The sequence below is a fragment of the Nocardiopsis oceani genome (assembly GCF_054777395.1).
In genome coordinates this window covers 1-17,679 of the sequence record NZ_BAAHAR010000015.1, presented here as the reverse complement: position 1 = coordinate 17,679, position 17,679 = coordinate 1, and the positions used below count along the sequence as shown (strand labels likewise).

Genomic DNA, 17,679 nt, shown 5'->3' with positions numbered 1-17,679 from the left:
CCCTCAGCAACAACACCCCTCGCCACCGACACTGGAAGGCCTCATGACCTCCGAAGACGCCCCCGAGCGCGGAGCCCACTTCGTTCAGTCCCTGGAGCGAGGGCTCATGGTCGTCCGAGCCTTCTCGGCCGAACGGCCATCCATGACCCTCAGCGAAGTCGCGCGCGCTACGGACCTCACGCGCGCCGCGGCCCGGCGCTTCCTGCTGACCCTGGTCGACCTCGGGTACGTGCGCACCGACGGGCGAGAGTTCTCCCTCACCCCGCGCGTACTGGAGCTCGGCTACGCCTACGTGGCCTCAGCCGGGCTGCCCGACGTCGCCCAGCCCCACCTGGAGGACCTGTCCGCCCGGGTGCACGAATCGGCCTCGGTGTCGGTCCTGGAGGGTGACGACGTCCTCTACGTCGCCCGTGTGGCGACCTCGCGGATCATGGCCGTGTCCATCGCCGTGGGCACCCGTTTCCCGGCGGCGGCGACCTCCATGGGCCGGGTGCTGCTGGCCGGGCACGACGACGCCGGGCTCACCGCGTACCTGGACCGGGTCAAGCTTCCGCCGCTCACCAGGTTCACCATCACCGAAACCGCCGAACTCCGCACAGAGGTCCTCCGGGTGCGCGAGCAGGGCTACGCAATCGTGGACCAGGAGCTCGAGGAAGGGCTGCGGTCGCTGGCCGCACCCATCCGCGACGGCGAGGGACGGGTGATCGCCGCCGCCAACGTGTCCGCGCACGCCAACCGCTCCTCGATCGAGGACGTGCGCCGCGACCTGCTCCCCGCCCTGTTGGAGACCACCGCCCGTATCGAGGCCGACCTCGCCTCGGTGGCCCGCCGCGACGCCACCGGCTGACCGGCAGGGGCGCACCCCTACACCCCCTGGACGAACTCCTCGGCTCCCTCGGCCGCGCGGGCCCTGTGGCGGCGGACGGCGTCGCGGTTTCCGCAGGTGGGCGAGCAGTAGCGCTGGCGGCCGTTGCGGGAGAAGTCGGCGTAGACGTGCGCGCAGTCCGGGGCGGCGCCTGAGGCGGCTTCAGCCCCGGGCCGCGATCCCGTGCTCGAGGACGCTCACCACCGCCGGGGCCACGGCGTGCCGGGACATCCGCCCCTGCTTGGCCCGCTCCACGCCGGTGAACAGCAGCGCCCACAGAACTTGCACCACCCAGGCGGGTTCCGCGTCCGGGTCGAAGGCCCCTTCTTCCTGGCCCCGCCTGACCAGGCCGGTGAGGATCTCGGGTTCGGAGTCGACCTCACCCGCCTCCTCGTCGAAGGCCTCGTTGGCGGGGTCCCCGAAGGCGAACAGCATCCAGTCGCCCGCTTCCACGTGCGCGGCGACCACGCGGCGCATGGCCTCCACCGCGGGCCCCTCCTCGACCCGGGCCTCGTCCATCACCCTGGTGATCTCGGACAGCGCCTCCCGGTAAGTGGCAGCCAGCAGTTCCTCACGGTCGGGGAAGTACCGGTGCAGGGTACTGCGCCCCACATCGGCCGCCTCGGCGACGGCCGACAACGGGGCGCCCCGGTCCTGGGCCAGAACGGTGGCGGCCGCGCGCAGGATCGCGCCGCGGGTCCGGGCGCGGACCCCGACCCTCGGATTCTCGGTGCTGCTCATGGCCACAACCTATCGCTCACCCCAAAACAGAACGTAGGGAACCCTAGATGGGACACTGGTGTCCTATTATGATCTACTGAAATCCCAAAACACCAGACTTGAGGTGAACCCGAACCATGCGCATCCTGGTGACCGGAGCCAGCGGAACCGTCGGCTCTCTAGTAGTCCCGCAGCTCATCGAACGCGGCGCCACCGTCCGCGCGCTCAGCCGTGACCCCGCCAACCGGGTCTTCCCCGACGGAGTGGATCCGGTGGCGGGCGACCTCGACCGGCCCGAGACACTCGACGGCGTCTTCGACGGGGTGGACGCGGTCCTGCTCTATCCCCACTCCGAGACCGCCGCTGAGATCGTGCGCCGCATGGAGGCGGCGGGTGTCCGGCGGGTCGTGCTGCTGTCCTCCTCCTCGGTGGAGGACGACGGCGACGGTACTGATGGCAGCTTCGGCCACCAGGTACACCGCCCGGTGGAATACGCCCTGGAGCGCTCGGGGATGGAGTGGACGCATCTGCGCGGCGGCGAGTTCATGATCAACGACCTCGACTCCTACGCGGACTCCGTCCGGTCCGAGGGAGTGATCCGCGCACCCAACGGCGACGAGCCCGGCGCGCCCGTGCACGAGGCCGACATCTCTGAAGTGGCCGCGACCGCGCTGCTGGAGGACGGCCACCACGGGCGCGCCTATGAGCTCACCGGGCCCGAGCCCATCACCCCCGCCCAGCGCACCTCCGTGATCGCCGGAGCCCTGGGCCGCGAGGTCACGTTCGTGCCCCTCGCCCTCGCCGAGGCCCGCGAGCTCTGGATCTCCCAGGGCGTCCCGCCCGAGGTCTGCGACTGGCTGCTGTGGGAGCCCGACCCCGCCGACGCGGGCGCCGCGTGGGACCTCGACCAGATCGTGTCCAAGGACTACGAGCGTGTCATGGGCCGCCCCGGCCGCACGTACGCCCAGTGGGTCGCCGACCACATCGACGCCTTCCGGTAGTTGCGCGGTGCCGACCGGGTCCCGGTGGACGCGGTACCGGGACCGGTCGGCACCGGCCCGGGGAACCGCGTACCTTGCGCGACTCCGGCCCCTGCTGGAATCCTTCCGATCCCGGCCGGGACACGGCCCGCGACACGAGGCCGCGGACGCGGGCCGCCCCGACGACGAACTGAGACCATGGCACGAACCCGGCCCTCGTGCCGCACCGGAAGGGACACCGTGACCGACGTACACGCCACACCGCACATCGCAGAGCAGGCGGGCACCCTCCGACTGGGCGGCGACCTACCGGTACACCGACTGGGGTACGGGGCGATGCGGATCGTGGGCGAGGGGGTGTGGGGACCGCCCCGCAATCGGGACGAGGCGCTGGCCGTGCTGCGGCGGGCCGTCGAACTCGGTGTGAACTTCATCGACACCGCCGACTCCTACGGGCCGCAGATCAGCGAGCAGCTCATCCGCGAGGCGCTCTACCCCTACCCTGCCGACCTGGTCATCGGAACCAAGGCCGGGCTCGCCCGTACCGGCCCGTCCCAGTGGCACAAGCTGGGCCGGCCCGAGTACCTCAAGCAGCAGGCGGAGCTGAGCCTGCGCAACTTGGGGGTGGAGCGGCTCGATTTGATGCAGCTGCACCGTGTCGACCCCGAGGTGCCCCTGGCCGACCAACTCGGCGCCTTGATGGAGCTCCAGCAGGAGGGCAAGGTCCGCCACATCGGGCTCAGCGAGGTGAGCGTGGACGAGCTGTCGGCGGCCCGCGCGATCACCCCGATCGCCTCGGTGCAGAACCAGTACGCACCGTCCTTCCGCCAGTCCGAGGACGTCCTGGAGCAGTGCGAGAAGGACGGGATCGCCTTCCTGCCTTGGGCCCCGGTGGGCAGGGGCGAGATGGCCAAGGCGGAGTCGCCCTTGGCGGCCATCGCGGCGGAGCACGGTGTGGCCCCTGTGCAGCTCGCGCTGGCCTGGCTGCTGCACCGCTCGCCGGTCATGCTGCCGATCCCGGGCACCTCGCGGGTGGCGCACTTGGAGGAGAACACGGCCGCCGCGGCCCTGCGGCTGTCCGAGCAGGAGGTCGAGCGGATCAGCCTGGCCCTGTCCTAGGAACCCGAGCCCTGTTACGGGAGCGGGTCCTGTTGAGGGAACACGTGCCCCGGGCCTGGCTTCACCGCACGTAGACCCCAGCGCGGGCGGCCGCCACGGCCGCCCGCGCGCTGCGGTCGGCGGCGCCCTCGTCCAGGAGGTCTCCGCTGGCGAGCAACCGGAAGTACAGGGGCGCGGAGACCGCCCTGATCACCTCGTGGGCGTCGGTGCCCTCGGGAATCTCGTCCCGCTCCACCGCCTGTTCCACGCAGGGCGCCCATTCGCGGATGCGCACGTCGTAGAAGCGGTGCAGGGCACCCGCGGTGCGCTCGTCACAGGTCGCCGCGGCGATGATCGCCTTGAACAAGGGGCCCTGGCGCGGGTGCGCGAGGGTTTCGCGGACCAGTTGGGCGTTGGCGGTGAGGTCTTTGAGGAGGGAGCCGGTCTCCACCCTCGACAGTGACTGCTCGGCCATGTCGTCGAGCAGGTCGGCTACCAGCGCGGGCACCGAACCCCAGCGGCGGTAGACGGTGGTCCGCCCCACCCCGGCCCGGTGGGCGACGTCGGTCAGGTCCAGACCGTCCACCCCGCTCTCGGCCAGCGCGTCGCCCGCCGCCTCCAACACGGCGGCGCGCACTCGGGCGCTCCTGCCGCCGGGCCGTTTGCCCCCGCCGCTTCCGGGTTCCCCGGCCAGCACCATAAAGGGACTCCCCTTCCGTTCCCGTGCCGCAGTGTCGGAGTAAGCAGCGTATGCGCTCCAGCCACCTCCCCGACGACGGACGTCGGCACGGGCACGGCCCGCCGGAGGACACCTTCCGGCGGGCCGCGTGTGACGGTCGTGCTCCTGTGGCTGTGGTGGGTCCCTGGTGGCTGTGGTGGGTCCCCGTGACTGTGGATGGTCCGCGTCCGTCGGTCAACCGGGACGGATACGGAACACCTGCAGTCGCATGTCGTAGTACTTCTCGGTCTCGCCGACCCACTCCATGCCGAGCCTGCGTGCGACGCCGATCGCCCGCTCGTTGCGGGGGCGGGCGACCGCGAACACCTCCTCGATCCCTTGCTTGAACGCCCAAGCGATGATGGCCCGGCTCGCCTCGGTGGCGTAGCCGTTACCCCATACGTCGGGGCGTAGCGCCCAGGTCAGCTCGAAGTCCTCCTCGAAGGGCGGGAGCAGCTTCAACGACAGCCCTCCCACCAGTTCTCCGTCTTCCTCACGGACGATCGCCCAGCGCCCGGCGGGTGGGATCAGGTTCGGTCCCGCCTCGATCCAGGCGTGTAGCACCGAGCGCATCGCGCTGATATCGGTCACCGGTTGCCACTCCGGTGTCAGCCAGTGCGCGACCTCGTCGGCCCCGTAGATCTGCAGGGCCGCGTCGGCATCGCCCAGCTCCCACTCCCTGATCAGGAGTCGTTCGGTTGGCAGCTCAAGGCTCATACCACAACGGTAACCCGGGACAAACCCCCGGCACAGGGGGGCGGCACAAGAGTCTGGACTCCCTTCACTCCGGGCCTTCCAGACACCCGGTACCGCAGGAAAACCGTCATGTGACCCCCTTCCCAGGCGGCGTGGGCGCACCTATGGTGGTGCCACTCTGGGAGCGCTCCCAATCCCGCTAGCCCGCTCGCAGCGCAAGGAGTACTTCATGAAACCGCACTGGTCGGCACTGGGTGCCGCGACCGCACTGACCCTGGGCATCCTCGCCTCAGGGTGCACCACGGCGGTCGAAACCGTATCCCATACCGAGGAGGGCCCCGAGGTGGCTCAGGACTCGGCGTTCTACGTCAATCCGAACACCGCGGCCGCGGAATGGGTCGCCGACAACCCCGATGACCCCCGAGCCGCACTGATCGAGGAGCGTATCGCCGGGGTCCCGCAGGCCACCTGGTTCACCACGTACAACCCGGACAGCATCCAGGCCGAGGTCGACGCCCTGGCCAGCGCCGCCGAAGCCGACGGCACTGTACCGATCATGGTGGTCTACAACGTCCCCGGCAGGGACTGCGGCAACCACAGCGACGGCGGCGCCCCCGACCACGACTCCTACCAGGCTTGGGTGGACAACTTCGCCGCAGGCCTGGACGGCCGCCCGGCCACCATCGTCGTGGAACCGGACGCGCTGTCCCTCATGGGCACCTGCGAGGGCCAGCCCCCGGCCGAAGTCATGGACTCGCTGTCCTACGCGGGGCAGGCGCTGATCGCCGGCTCGGACCAGGCACGCGTGTACATGGACGTCGGGCACTCGGACTGGCACTCCCCTGAGGAGATCGCCGACCTCCTGGACGGCGTGAACGCGGCCGAGAGCGCGCACGGCATCGCCACCAACACCTCCAACTACCGCACCAGCGAAGACGAGGTCGCCTACGCGGAGGCCATCATCGAGGCCAGCGGGCTGGACCTGACCGCCGTGGTGGACACCAGCCGCAACGGCAACGGCCCCGCGGACGACAGTGAGTGGTGCGACCCGCCCGGCCGAGCCCTGGGCACCCCCACCACGTCCGACACCGGAAACCCCGCCATCGACGGCTTCCTGTGGGTGAAGCTGCCGGGTGAGGCCGACGGATGCGCCGACGATGCCGGCGCCTTCATCCCGGACATCGCCCACGAACTGGCCGAGAACGCGCAGGACTGACCGCCCCGCCCACGGGCACGCGACGGCCGGATCCCGTCGCACGTGCCGCCCGACCGCCGGACCCGGGGTTCTGGGTCCGGCGGTCGGCTGTGTAAGGACCGGATTGCAAAACCCGAACGTAAAAACTTTCGCATAGACGCGTTTTCCTTGCGATGATGTGACGGTTCTTTTCTGCCAGTACCTCCGGAGTGTCCCCACATGCGCTTCAGCCACGACCCCCACCACGACGGCTCAGCCGACTACGTGACCCTTCACGAGGGGCACGCCCTCCTGCGGGTACGGATACCGGGCGGCGCGGACGCGGTGTACGCCTGCGTGGTGGAGGACGGCGAGGCCGCACTCGTGGAGGGCGAACTCGAGCGCTCTTCGGGCGGGGTGAGCTGGTTCCGCGTGGAGGTCCCCTTGCTTCCGGTGGTGACCTCCTACCGGTTCGCGATCGTGCGCGGGCGCCGGTACACCTGGCTCAACCAGGCGGGTCCACACGACCACGAGGTCACCGACGACGGAGACTTCCGCCTGGTCACCGGACCGAACCCGCCAACGTGGGTGCCCGGGACCACCGTCTACCAGATCTTCCCGGACCGCTTCGCCCGTGACGACGACTCTCTCGCACCGCTCGCCGAGCACCCCGCTTGGGCGGTCCCCCGGCACTGGGAGGACGAGCCCGCGGGCTTCGGGGCGGACGCTGCCAAGGAGTACTTCGGCGGAACCCTGGAGGGCGTGCGCCGCCACCTGGACCATCTGGCCGACCTGGGTGCCGAGGTGGTGTACCTGACGCCGTACTTCCCGGCCCGCTCCACGCACCGCTACGACGCTGCCAGCTTCGACGAGGTGGATCCGCTGCTCGGCGGCGACGAGGCACTCCAGGCTCTGACCCGCGAGGCGCACGCGCGCGGCATGCGGGTGATGGGAGACCTCACCACCAACCACACCGGCGACGGGCACGAGTGGTTCACGGCCGCCCAGGCGGACCCGGAGTCGGAGGAGGCCGGCTACTACTACTTCACCGACCACCCGGACGGCTACGTCAGCTGGCTGGGTGTGCGGTCCCTACCCAAGCTCGACTACTCCTCCCCCGAGCTGCGCGAGCGCGTCTACGGTGCCGACGACTCCGTGCTGGCGGGTCCGCTGACCGGTGAGGACGGCCTGGACGGCTGGCGCATCGACGTCGCCAACATGACCGGCCGGCTGGGCGCCCAGGACGTGAACCACGAGGTCTCCGGTGAGATCGCCGCGCGGATGCGCGAGGCCGCCCCCGAGTCCTGGCTGCTGGCCGAGCACTTCTACGACGCGGGCCCCGACACCCGGCACGACGGCTGGCACGGGGTGATGAACTACGCCGGTTTCACGCGGCCGGTGTGGGCCTGGCTGAACACCGGCCCGGAAGGTGTCCGGTACGCGGCGACGCACACGTCGGCCCCGTTGCCCGCAAGCGGGGCCGCGGAGGCGGTCCGGGCGATGCGCACCACCAACGCCGGGCTGCCCTGGCGGGTGCGCACGCACAGCGTGAACGCGCTGAGCACCCATGACTCCGCTCGCTTCCGCACAGTGGTGGGCGATCCGGTGCTCCAGGCCGTGGGTGTGGCCGCGCAGGCCACCCTGCCGGGGGTTCCGTTCGTCTTCGCGGGGGACGAGATCGGCTTGGAGGGCCGGGACGGCGAGAACTCCCGTCGGCCGATGCCCTGGCACCGCCCCGAGGACTGGGACCGGGAGGTCCTCGCAGCGCACCGGCGCCTCCTGGCCCTGCACAAGGAGCTGCCCGCGCTCCAGACCGGCGGCCTGCGCTGGCTGGACGCCGGCGAGCACCACATGACCTTCCTGCGTTCGCTCGGCGACCAGGTGGTCCTGGTGCACCTGACTGACGGCCCGCACGACGAACGGGTCACCGCGCTCGCCGACCTGGACGCGGAAGGGCTGGAGACCGTGGAGCGCGTCGGCGGAGTGCGGTTCCGGGTCGACGACAAGGTCGAGCTCGCCGCCGAGGGTCCGGGACACCTGGTGGCCGTGGGCACCACGTCTGCCGGGTGACGCCGATGCCGGTTCGGCCGGTCAGCCCAGGACGGCCTCGACGTCCTTGGTGATCTGCTCGACCAGCTCTCCGGTGCGCCCCGTGAAGTAGAAGTGGCCACCGGGGAAGACGTGGTGTTCGTAGCCGCCCTCGACGTGGTCTGACCAGCTCGCGAGGCGCTCGGGGGTCATACCCGGGTCGTCGGATCCGCCGAAGACCGACAGCGGCACCCGCAGCGCCGGGGCATCCGGGTCCGGTGTCCAAGTGTCGACCAGTTCCAGGTCGGCGCGCATCAGGGGCTCGACGTAGGACCACACGTCGGGGTCCTCGAGTGCGCTGCGGGGGGTACCGCCCATGCGGACGATGGCCTCGCGCAGGCGCTCCGCGGAGGCGAGGTGACGGGGTTCGGGGTGCTCATGGCCGGGCCTGGGACTCCAGGCGGAGGCGCCGAGCCAGGCGGGGGGTGTGTCCGTGAGGCGCCGGGTGAGTTCGTAGGCCACGAGCGCGCCCATGCTGTGCCCGAAGAGGCCGAAAGGGCGGTCGAGTTCGGGGCCGATGACCTCGTGCATGTACTCGGCCAGGGCCCCGGCCTCACGAATGGGTGCCGCGGCGGACATGCGGGTCCGGCCGGGGGCGTCGAGGAGGCAGATCTCCCAGTCCGCGGGGAAGTGGCGGACCCAACCGCGGTACCCCAGGTGGGAACCGCCGGCGTGGTGGAGGACGAAGAGCCGGAACCGGCAGTGTGGAACGGTTCTCAGCCGGGTCAGGGCTCCCTCGTGCACGGCTCCCCCTCGTCTTCCTACCGTCAAGTAACAACGTAAACCTACCAGCCGGTAATAAGCTGTCGGCAACTCGGAGGCCCCGGTCGGCTCCCGCACGTGAGCGAGAACACCGTCGACCCCGCACCGCGATCGGGGCTTGTGCCAACGGCCCTGCGAACGCTAGACAGCCAGACATGTCCAGCATCCACACGTACACCGTCGCAGGCCTCACCAACCCGGTCGAAGTCGTGGTCGACCGCTGGGGCGTACCCCATATCCGGGCCCGCGACAGCGCCGACGTGTTCGTCGCGCAGGGCTTCACGGCCGCGCGCGACCGGATGTTCCAGCTCGACCTGTGGCGAAGGCGCGGGCTCGGCCTGCTCTCGGAGGTGTTCGGGGAAGGCCACCTGGACCGGGACCGCGCGGCCCGCCTCTTCCTCTACCGGGGTGACATGGACGCCGAATGGGCGGCGTACGGGGACGGAGTGCGCGAGGTGGCCGAAAACTTCACCTCCGGGATCAACGCCTTCGTCGAACTCACTGAGCGCCGACCCGAGCTGCTCGGACCCGAGTTCGCCGAGCTCGGGATCACCCCCGGACGGTGGTCGCCCGGTGACTTGGCCCGGATCCGCTCCCACGGCCTCTACGGGAACGCGGAGAAGGAGCTGGCCCGCGCGCTCACCCTGCGCGACCTGGGACCCGAGGCCGAGGACCTGCGCACGGTCCGCGAACCCGAGCGGCCGTTGAAGGTACCCGAGGGCCTTGACCTCAGCGCGCTCCACCACGGGGTCCTGGACGTGTACCGGCTCGCTCTGTCCCCCGTGGACCTGTCCGGGGCCGACACCGGAACCGGTACCGACGCAAGTGCGGCCGCGCGTGAGCCCGACGGCAGCAACAACTGGGTGATCGGGGGAGAGCGGACCGCCAGCGGCCGTCCCATCCTGGCCAACGACCCCCACCGAGCGGTCAGCAACCCCGCGCTCCGCTACCTCACGCACCTGAGCTGCCCGGAGTTCGACGTGATCGGTGCCGGTGAACCCGCACTGCCCGGGATCTCCATCGGCCACAACGGCCGCGTGGCCTTCGGGCTCACCATCTTCCCCATCGACCAAGAGGACCTGTACGTCTACGGACTCCACCCCGACGCCCCCTGGCGCTACCGGCACGGCGACGGCTGGCGGGACTTCGAGAGGGTCACCGAACGGGTCCCGGTCCTCGGTGGACCCGACCGTGAGGTGGAGCTGAACTTCACCGTGCACGGCCCGGTCGTGCACACCGACCCCGAACGCCGGACGGCCGTCGCGGTACGCGCCGCCTGGCTCGGCCCCGGCATGGCCCCCTACCTGGGCAGCGTCCAGTACATGCGGGCGCGCGACAGCCGCGGCTTCCGCGACGCCATGCGGGTCTGGGGCGCCCCCGGGGAGAACCAGGTCTACGCCGACTCCCAGGGGATCGGCTGGATCGCCGCGGGCCGGGTACCGGTCCGGCCGAACTGGGACGGTGCCCTGCCCGTACCGGGCGACGGCAGCCACGAGTGGGCCGGGTTCCACTCCGGGGCGGAGCTGCCCGCCGTGGACCGCCCCGAGCAGGGCTGGTTCGCCTCCGCCAACGAACACAACACCGGCCGCGCCACCGACTGGCGGCCGTTCACCGTCACCCGGGACTGGGCAGCGCCCCTGCGGTACGAGCGCATCGCCGAGGAACTCTCCGCGCGGACCGGGTGGACGGTCGAGGACGCCTGCCGCCTGCAGAACGACCACGTCAGCCCGGCCGCTCGCACGGCCCTCGCACACCTGGAACAGCTGCCCGCGCAACCGACGGACACAGTGCCCGGGGCCGCCGAAGCGCTGGAACTCCTGCGCGGTTGGGACGCCACGATGGCGGTGGACCTGCCCCAGCCCACCCTGTTCGAGCACTGGTTCCGCCGCCGCCTGCGCCCGACCCTGCTGCGCGAACGCCTGCTGCCGCTGGTCGGCCCCGACCGGGTGGCGGGGGCCGTGGCCGCGGTCTCCCCCGACGAGAACGTCGCGGGCGACCCGCGCATCGGGCTGCGCCTGCTGGCGGAGTCGGTGGGGGACGCGCGGGGCAGGGCACTGGTGGCGGCATCCCTGGGCCTGGCCTACCTGGACCTGGCGGAGCGGCTCGGGCCGCCCTCCGACGCCTGGCGTTGGGGCGAACGCCACTTCGCCCGGCTCGACCACCCCCTCGCCGCCGCCGAGAACCCTCCTTCATGGGCTGTCGGGCACCGGATCCCGCGCCCCGGGAGCGCGGACACCGTGGACCTGACCGCCTACGACGGCACCGGCCGCCAGTACCACGGGGCTTCCTTCCGGATCGTGGTCGACGTCGGAGCCTGGGACGAGTCCCTGGCGGTCAACGCGCCCGGCCAGTCCGGGGACCCGCGGAGCCCCCACCACCGGGACCTCACCGACCTGTGGGCCGAGGGCCGGTACTTCCCGCTCCTCTACTCCCGCGAGGCGGTGGACCGCCACCGATCGGTCACCCTCCGCCTGGTTCCCGCCGCCCCCGGTCCGGACGACCGGACGTGACCGCGCGGCCGAGCCGGGCGGAGAGTTCTGCGGTGTACCGGACGAGATCGTCGGGGCCCTCCACCGTGAAGTCCAGGCCGGTCAGGGCCAGCACGCTGACGATCCACTCGTAGGAGTCGACCCTGGCGGTGTACCGCGAACGGTCGGGGCCGACGGCCTCCAAGGAACCGTCCACGCGCGTGATGCAGGCGGCAACCTCGGCCGCTGAGGCGTGGAAAAGCACCGTGACCGTGTACCGATCCTCCCCTGCCCCGAACCCCCGTTCCAGGTGCGCGGCCAGATCCGCGGCCGGGAGTTCCCTGGGGGTGAAGGCGGCACGGGTCGGCGTCACCACGGTGATCCGGTCGAGCCGGAAGGACCGCCAGTCCGCCCGGTCCCGGTCCCAGGCGAACAGGTACCAGCGGCGCCCCAGCAGGACCAGTCGGTAGGGGTCGGCCTTGCGCCGCCGCTCCGTACCGTCGCGGCCCCGGTGCGTCATCCGCACCCAGTGGCCGTCAGCGACCGCTTCGCCCAAGGCCGTGAGCACGCCCGCCGGGGCTCCGGGCCAGACCCGTTGGCCCGGATCGACCGCGGAGGCCAGGCCCACGGCCCGGCGCGACAGCCGGGAGGGGAGCACCCGCTCGATCTTGCCGAGGGCCCGTTCGGCACCGTCCTCCGCCCCCGCCACCCCGCTGAGCCCGCCCGCGACCATCCGCAGGCCCAGCGCCACGGCGACCACCTCGTCGTCCTCGAACATGAGCGGCGGCACAGCGTTGCCCGCGACCAGCCGGTAGTACCCGCCCGGCCCGCGCAGGCTCTCCACCGGGTAGCCGAGATCGCGCAGACGGTCGATATCGCGGCGCATCGACCGGGCGCTGGTACCGAGCGTCTCGGCCAGGACCGCGCCCGACCAGGCCCGACCGTTCTGTAGGAGCGAGAGCAGGCGGAGCATCCGCTGGCTGGTGTCGGCCATGCCGACCATTCTCCCCCAACTCCGGCGAATTGTGGCCGAATTCTGACCACAACCCCGCCTAGCGTGACCGCATGAGCACCACGACAATGCCCGGGATCACCGTGATCGGCGCCAGACAGAACAACCTGCGCGGGGTGGACCTGACCCTGCCCAGAGACCGGCTCACCGTGTTCACCGGGGTCTCTGGGTCGGGCAAATCGTCCCTGGTGTACGGCACGATCGCCGCCGAGTCCCAACGCCAGCTCAACGAGGCCCACGACAGCTTCGCCCGCAACCGGATGGCCCACCTGGGCGTGCCCGACGCGGACCGGCTGACCAACCTGACGGTGACCATGGCCGTGGACCAGCGGCGATTCAGCGGCAACGCGCGCTCAACCGTGGGGACGGCGACCGACCTCGCCCCGCTTCTGCGCCTGCTGTTCTCCCGCGTCGGTGAACCCTGGGCGGGCTACTCCCCCGCCTTCTCGTTCAACGACCCGAGCGGCATGTGCCCCGAGTGCCAAGGGTTGGGCTCCGTGCGGAGGGTCGACGCGGACGCGCTACTCGACCCAGAACGCTCGCTCGACGACGGCGCGATCCGACTGCGTACCTTCGCCCCGGGCTCCTGGCGGTGGAAGCGCTACGTGCACGCCGGGCTGTTCGACCGGACGAAGCCCGTGGGCGCGTACACCGCTCAGGAGCGGGACCTGCTGCTGCACGCCGAAGGCCTGCGACCCGACCGACCGGACCCGGAGTTCCCGGTCACCGGGGTATTCGAGGGGGTGATCCCCCGCATCCACCGGAGCCTGCTGGACGCGGCGGCGCTCAACGCACGCGACCGGGCGGAGCTGGACCGGGTGGTGTGGCGGGGGACCTGCCCGGCGTGCGACGGCGCCCGGCTGAACCCGGCTGCGCTGGCCTGCCGGATCGGCCCGTACAACATCGCCGACCTGTGCGCGCTGCCCGTCACCGGACTCGCCTCCGCGGTGGCCGCCGTCCACGACCCGCGGGTCGCCCCGGTCACCGCTTCCCTGTTGGAACGCCTCCGAGGGCTGGAGGAGGTGGGGCTCGGCTACCTGAGCCTGGACCGCGCCTCGGCCACGCTGTCCGGCGGGGAGGCACAGCGGGTGCGGCTGGTCCGCCACCTGGGCGGGTCCCTGACCGGGCTGACCTACGTGCTCGACGAACCGAGCGCCGGGCTGCACCCCGCAGACGTGCATCGGCTGACCGGGCTGCTGCAGCGGCTGCGCGACAAGGGCAACACCGTGCTCGTGGTGGAGCACGACCCCGACGTGATCGCGGTGGCCGACCACGTCGTGGACCTGGGCCCCGGGGCGGGCCGGGACGGCGGGCTGGTGGTGTACGAGGGGCCGGTCGAGGGTTTGCGGGCGGCCGACACCCCCACCGGCCGGTATCTGCGCCGAGCGCGTGCGGTGCGCGCCCGCACGCGCGTCCCGGACGGGAGCGTGGAGGTGCGGGACGCGCGCCTGCACAACCTGCGCGGCGTGGACGTGCGTATCCCCACCGGGGTACTGACCGCGGTCACCGGGGTGGCGGGTTCGGGCAAGAGCTCTCTCGTGCACGGGGAGCTGCCCAGGGTACGGCCGGACGCGGTGGTGCTGTCCCAGGGGTCGCTGTACGGCGGCCCGCGGTCCACCCCGGTCACCTTCCTGGGGGTGCAGGACGCTTTCCGAGGACCGTTCGCGCGTGCGCACGGGGTGGCGCCGGGGTGGTTGAGCGCCAACTCGAAAGGGGCCTGCCCGACGTGTCGGGGCCGGGGTGTGCTCGTCACCGACCTCGCCTTCCTCGACGACGTCGAGACCGTGTGCGAGGACTGCGTAGGGCTGCGCTTCAACCCGAGGGCGCTGTCGTACACGCTGGGCGGCCGGAACATCGCCGAGGTTCTGGCGCTGACGGCGGCGGAGGCGCGGAGGTTCTTCGAGGGTTCGGTGGCCGGGGATTCCGTGGTCGCGGGGGCGCTGGAACGCATGGAGCGGGTCGGGCTGGGCTACCTCACCCTGGGGCAGTCGCTGGATACGCTGTCCGGCGGCGAGCGCCAGCGGCTGCGGCTGGCCCGGGAACTGGCCGGGACCAGGCGCCTGTACGTGTTGGACGAGCCCACGACCGGCCTGCACGGCGGCGACGTGGCCGGTCTGGTCGCCCTGTTCGACCGGATGGTGGACGAAGGGGCGACGGTGGTGGTCGCCGAGCACCGGATGGACGTGGTGGCCGCCGCCGACCACGTGTTGGACCTTGGTCCGGGCGCCGGGCACGAGGGCGGGCGGGTGGTGTTCGAGGGAACGCCCGCGCGGATGGCGGAGTCGGCCGAGGGCCCGACCGCCGACGCCCTACGCACCCACCTGGCCGGGTAACGGGCCGGGGCACGCCGGGCCAACGCGACCTCGCGGCCGGAGCGGGCGGAAAACCCTTCGCTGCCCACCACGCCGCTCGGACACACTGGCCCTCCACCGTTCACGAAGTAGGAAGTCACGGAGTGCCCCGTCCCATCCCTCGAAACCTGGTGCCGCAAACACTGGGAAACCGGGGGTTCCGCCTCCTGCTCGGCGGCCGCGGCGCCGGTGACCTCGGATCGGAGATGCTCCCGGTCGCGATGGTCGGCCTGGTCCTCGTTGAGCACGGGCCCCTGATGCTCGGCTTGGTCCTCGGCGTACGCGGGGCCGCCGGGTCGTTGTTCGCACTGCTGAGCGGAGCGCTACTCACCCGGGTTCGCAAGTCGTCGGCCCTGGTGGTCAACGACGCGGTACAACTGCTGGTGATGCTGGGTTTCGCCCTCGGCCCCGACGCGGGCGGGTGGCTGCTCGCACTGGCCGCGCTCAGCGGGGTTGCCGGATCAGTCGTGGAACCGGCCAGCGGTGCGATGATGCCGCTGATCGTGCCGCGCGACCAACTCCAGGAGGCCAACGCCCTGCGCAACATCGTGGGACGTGCCGCCGGGGTCACGGGCCCGGCACTGGCCGGAGTCCTGCTTGCCGTGCTGGACGTTCGAACCGTGTTCCTGGTGATCGCCGCGCTGTTCGCCATCTGTGTCAGCGCCCTGGTGTGGATCCGGGAGGCGCCGCCCGCACCCGAGCGGGCTTCGGAGACCACGGGTGCGAGCCTGCGGGCCGGCTGGGGCGAGGTAGCGCGCAGGCCGTGGATCCTGGCGATCATCGCGGTGGCCACCGTCCAGGCACCAGCCACGCTTGCCCCCGGGTTCACCCTCCTGCCGATCGTGGTCGCCGACTCCTATGCCGAGCCCGTCTACGGGCTGGCCCTGTCCTGCATGGCCGCCGGGCAACTGGTGGGCGGGGTCGTCGCCGCCCGCTGGACCCCGCTCCGGCCCGGGCTGGTGTCGCTGCTGGGAGTGCTCTGCTACCCGCTGACGCTGCTGGGCCTCGCGCAGACCGTGCCGGTCCCGGTGCTGCTGGCGGGCTATGTCGCCGCCGGGGTGGGGTTCATGCTCTTCGGCGTGTACTGGTACACGGCGCTGCAGAAGTCCGTCCCGCAGGACCGCCTGAGCGTGGTGATCAGCATCGACCAGGTGGGCAGCTTCGGACTCGAGCCGGTCGGGTACGCGGCCGCCGGCGCACTGGCCGAGACCGTGGGCGCCCGTCCCGTCCTCTACGGAGCTGCCGCAGTGGGGCTGGCCACCAGCCTGCTGCCGCTCCTGGTGCCGGGGGTGCCCCGCCTGGCGGACCGGCGCTCCCCGAACTGATCCGGAAACCTCTCCCCCGCCGGGAACTCCCCGGGCCCCCAGGACGACATCAGTGGCGACCGGGGCACTGACGGCCCGGGATACCGACGGGAAGGACAAGCATGGAACCGGCACCCAGCACACGACCAGGAGTCTGGGCACAGCTCAGGCCCCTGGTACTGCGGCTGCACTTCTACGCGGGCGTGCTGGTAGCGCCCTTCATCCTGGTCGCTGCGGTCACCGGGCTGCTCTACGTCTGGACCCCGCAGCTCGAGCAAGCGCTCCACTCCGACCTCCTACGGGTCCCCGCCGCCGAGCGCTCCCTGCCCCTGGGCGAACAGGTGCGGATCGCCGAGGCAGAAATGCCCGGGGCCCACGTGGACTCGGTCCGCCCGGCCACCGGCCCCGAGGACTCCACCCGAGTGCTCCTCCACGTACCCGGCGCCGAATCCACCACGCAGACGACGGTGTTCGTCGACCCCCACGAGGGCGAAGTCCTGGGGGTCACCGAGACCTACGGGACCAGCGGTGCCCTCCCCGTACGCACCTGGATCGACCTGCTCCACCGCGAGCTGCACCTCAAGACCGCGTAGTTAGCGCTCTGCGCCCGATGTCAAGTCCGTAACACCACACCCACGCACCCATGACAAAACAACGGGACCTCCGATAAAACGCAGGAAATCGACCAAGACACCTGCACCCGGAGGCCCCGTTGCCCGACCAGTATGCCACCACCACCCACACCCGCACCACCACCGTGGCCCAAGGCCCCTACGCCCCCGGCCACCTGGGCGAACTCACCCGCTACCTGCCCTTCGAACTCATCGATGACGCCCTAAAGCGCACCAACACCTGGCAGCAACGCCAATGCCCCTGCCCTCCCGCGTCGGCATCTACTTCGTCCTAGCCCTCACCCTGTTCGACCAAGTGGGATACGCCCGCGTCTGGGACAGCCTCGTCGCCGGCCTGCACGGACTCCCCCTGCCCCGCCCCAGCGAAGCCGCGCTACGCCACCTACGCCGCCGCCTGGGACCCGCCCCCTTCCACACCCTCTTCGAAACCATCGCCGTGCCCCTGGCCGACCCAGAACCCCCGGCACCCGCTACCGGCACTGGCGCACCGTGGCCTTCGACGCCTGCACCTCGATCAAAGCCCCCGACAGCCCACGCAACCTGGCCTGGCTACGCAAAATCACCCAACCCCACGGCGAGGAGGGCTACCCCCGCCTGCAGGTCACCGCCCTGTGCGAGACCGGCACCCGCTCCCTGCTAGGGGCCACCATCAGCCCCGCCCCCAGCGGCGAACCCGACCAAGCCCGCTGGGTCCGTTCCGTCAAGCGGTACTTGTTCTGCGCTGGTTCCGTGAGCGCGGTTGCGTGCACTGCCTGGCCCGTGATGCCGGTATCTCCCAGGCCACTGGCTACCGTTACCTGCACGAGGGCAT

Annotated in this window: 13 protein-coding genes and 4 pseudogenes; 11 read left to right on the top strand and 6 right to left on the bottom strand. The window is 71.5% G+C overall.

Features of this window, described 5'->3' with window-relative positions; genetic code table 11:
- Positions 1 to 43 precede the first annotated feature (43 nt).
- The gene (locus ACYVDG_RS10600; RefSeq protein ID WP_460748964.1) at positions 44 to 847 is read left to right on the top strand and encodes an IclR family transcriptional regulator domain-containing protein; all 804 of its coding nucleotides are present in this window, start codon (positions 44 to 46) and stop codon (positions 845 to 847) included.
- A gap of 17 nt (positions 848 to 864) precedes the next feature.
- Here ACYVDG_RS10600 and ACYVDG_RS10595 read toward each other — a convergent pair.
- A pseudogene (locus ACYVDG_RS10595) lies at positions 865 to 1,014 on the bottom strand (CGNR zinc finger domain-containing protein); the annotation flags it as partial.
- 13 nt (positions 1,015 to 1,027) lie between these two features.
- Positions 1,028 to 1,606, bottom strand: a complete 579-nt coding sequence (locus tag ACYVDG_RS10590; protein WP_460748961.1) for a TetR/AcrR family transcriptional regulator — start codon at positions 1,604 to 1,606, stop codon at positions 1,028 to 1,030.
- 116 nt (positions 1,607 to 1,722) lie between these two features.
- Here ACYVDG_RS10590 and ACYVDG_RS10585 point away from each other — a divergent pair, with 116 nt between their 5' ends.
- On the top strand, positions 1,723 to 2,586 hold the full coding sequence (locus ACYVDG_RS10585; protein ID WP_460748959.1) for an NAD(P)H-binding protein: 864 nt from the start codon (positions 1,723 to 1,725) through the stop codon (positions 2,584 to 2,586).
- A 219-nt stretch (positions 2,587 to 2,805) separates the two neighbouring features.
- Positions 2,806 to 3,684, top strand: coding sequence for an aldo/keto reductase (locus ACYVDG_RS10580; RefSeq protein ID WP_460748957.1), 879 nt, complete (start codon positions 2,806 to 2,808; stop codon positions 3,682 to 3,684).
- A gap of 61 nt (positions 3,685 to 3,745) precedes the next feature.
- On the opposite strand, the gene ACYVDG_RS10575 is transcribed toward ACYVDG_RS10580, so the two are convergent.
- Positions 3,746 to 4,363 carry a TetR/AcrR family transcriptional regulator gene (locus tag ACYVDG_RS10575; protein ID WP_460748954.1) on the bottom strand — a complete coding sequence of 206 codons (618 nt, stop codon included), beginning with the start codon at positions 4,361 to 4,363 and terminating at the stop codon, positions 3,746 to 3,748.
- 213 nt (positions 4,364 to 4,576) lie between these two features.
- Positions 4,577 to 5,098, bottom strand: a complete 522-nt coding sequence (locus ACYVDG_RS10570; protein ID WP_460748951.1) for a GNAT family N-acetyltransferase — start codon at positions 5,096 to 5,098, stop codon at positions 4,577 to 4,579.
- 208 nt (positions 5,099 to 5,306) lie between these two features.
- Here ACYVDG_RS10570 and ACYVDG_RS10565 point away from each other — a divergent pair, with 208 nt between their 5' ends.
- Together ACYVDG_RS10565 and ACYVDG_RS10560 are read left to right on the top strand one after the other, a co-directional pair.
- Positions 5,307 to 6,293 carry a glycoside hydrolase family 6 protein gene (locus ACYVDG_RS10565; protein ID WP_460748948.1) on the top strand — a complete coding sequence of 329 codons (987 nt, stop codon included), beginning with the start codon at positions 5,307 to 5,309 and terminating at the stop codon, positions 6,291 to 6,293.
- Between the two features lie 198 nt (positions 6,294 to 6,491).
- Positions 6,492 to 8,321 carry a glycoside hydrolase family 13 protein gene (locus tag ACYVDG_RS10560; protein WP_460748945.1) on the top strand — a complete coding sequence of 610 codons (1,830 nt, stop codon included), beginning with the start codon at positions 6,492 to 6,494 and terminating at the stop codon, positions 8,319 to 8,321.
- Between the two features lie 21 nt (positions 8,322 to 8,342).
- Here the strand turns inward: ACYVDG_RS10560 and ACYVDG_RS10555 are convergent, their stop codons facing one another.
- Positions 8,343 to 9,083 (bottom strand): thioesterase II family protein, encoded by a 741-nt coding sequence (locus ACYVDG_RS10555; protein WP_460748942.1) that lies wholly within the window; start codon positions 9,081 to 9,083, stop codon positions 8,343 to 8,345.
- A gap of 173 nt (positions 9,084 to 9,256) precedes the next feature.
- Between ACYVDG_RS10555 and ACYVDG_RS10550 the strand changes: the two genes are divergently transcribed.
- Positions 9,257 to 11,611 carry a penicillin acylase family protein gene (locus tag ACYVDG_RS10550; protein ID WP_460748940.1) on the top strand — a complete coding sequence of 785 codons (2,355 nt, stop codon included), beginning with the start codon at positions 9,257 to 9,259 and terminating at the stop codon, positions 11,609 to 11,611.
- Here ACYVDG_RS10550 and ACYVDG_RS10545 read toward each other — a convergent pair.
- Entirely contained in the window at positions 11,562 to 12,563 is a 1,002-nt protein-coding gene (locus ACYVDG_RS10545) for a helix-turn-helix transcriptional regulator (protein WP_460748938.1), read from the bottom strand. The genes ACYVDG_RS10550 and ACYVDG_RS10545 overlap by 50 nt on opposite strands.
- 71 nt (positions 12,564 to 12,634) lie before the next feature.
- On the opposite strand from ACYVDG_RS10545, the gene ACYVDG_RS10540 reads away from it, so the two are divergent.
- The 5 genes and pseudogenes from ACYVDG_RS10540 to ACYVDG_RS10520 all read left to right on the top strand — a co-directional run.
- Entirely contained in the window at positions 12,635 to 14,914 is a 2,280-nt protein-coding gene (locus ACYVDG_RS10540; protein ID WP_460748935.1) for an ATP-binding cassette domain-containing protein, read from the top strand.
- Between the two features lie 149 nt (positions 14,915 to 15,063).
- Positions 15,064 to 16,257, top strand: a complete 1,194-nt coding sequence (locus ACYVDG_RS10535; RefSeq protein ID WP_460748932.1) for an MFS transporter — start codon at positions 15,064 to 15,066, stop codon at positions 16,255 to 16,257.
- A gap of 101 nt (positions 16,258 to 16,358) precedes the next feature.
- Positions 16,359 to 16,817: pseudogene (locus tag ACYVDG_RS10530) on the top strand (PepSY-associated TM helix domain-containing protein); the annotation flags it as partial.
- Positions 16,818 to 16,948: 131 nt separating this feature from the next.
- Positions 16,949 to 17,552: pseudogene (locus ACYVDG_RS10525) on the top strand (transposase domain-containing protein); the annotation flags it as partial.
- A 17-nt stretch (positions 17,553 to 17,569) separates the two neighbouring features.
- Positions 17,570 to 17,679: pseudogene (locus ACYVDG_RS10520) on the top strand (IS5/IS1182 family transposase); the annotation flags it as partial.

Bases quoted from the DNA above. Each gene is read 5' to 3' on its own strand.
- ACYVDG_RS10600 (WP_460748964.1), top strand. From the start codon at position 44: ATGACCTCCGAAGACGCCCCCGAGCGCGGAGCCCACTTCGTTCAGTCC.
- ACYVDG_RS10590 (WP_460748961.1), bottom strand. From the start codon at position 1,606: ATGAGCAGCACCGAGAATCCGAGGGTCGGGGTCCGCGCCCGGACCCGC.
- ACYVDG_RS10585 (WP_460748959.1), top strand. From the start codon at position 1,723: ATGCGCATCCTGGTGACCGGAGCCAGCGGAACCGTCGGCTCTCTAGTA.
- ACYVDG_RS10575 (WP_460748954.1), bottom strand. From the start codon at position 4,363: ATGGTGCTGGCCGGGGAACCCGGAAGCGGCGGGGGCAAACGGCCCGGC.
- ACYVDG_RS10570 (WP_460748951.1), bottom strand. From the start codon at position 5,098: ATGAGCCTTGAGCTGCCAACCGAACGACTCCTGATCAGGGAGTGGGAG.
- ACYVDG_RS10565 (WP_460748948.1), top strand. From the start codon at position 5,307: ATGAAACCGCACTGGTCGGCACTGGGTGCCGCGACCGCACTGACCCTG.
- ACYVDG_RS10560 (WP_460748945.1), top strand. From the start codon at position 6,492: ATGCGCTTCAGCCACGACCCCCACCACGACGGCTCAGCCGACTACGTG.
- ACYVDG_RS10550 (WP_460748940.1), top strand. From the start codon at position 9,257: ATGTCCAGCATCCACACGTACACCGTCGCAGGCCTCACCAACCCGGTC.
- ACYVDG_RS10545 (WP_460748938.1), bottom strand. From the start codon at position 12,563: ATGGCCGACACCAGCCAGCGGATGCTCCGCCTGCTCTCGCTCCTACAG.
- ACYVDG_RS10540 (WP_460748935.1), top strand. From the start codon at position 12,635: ATGAGCACCACGACAATGCCCGGGATCACCGTGATCGGCGCCAGACAG.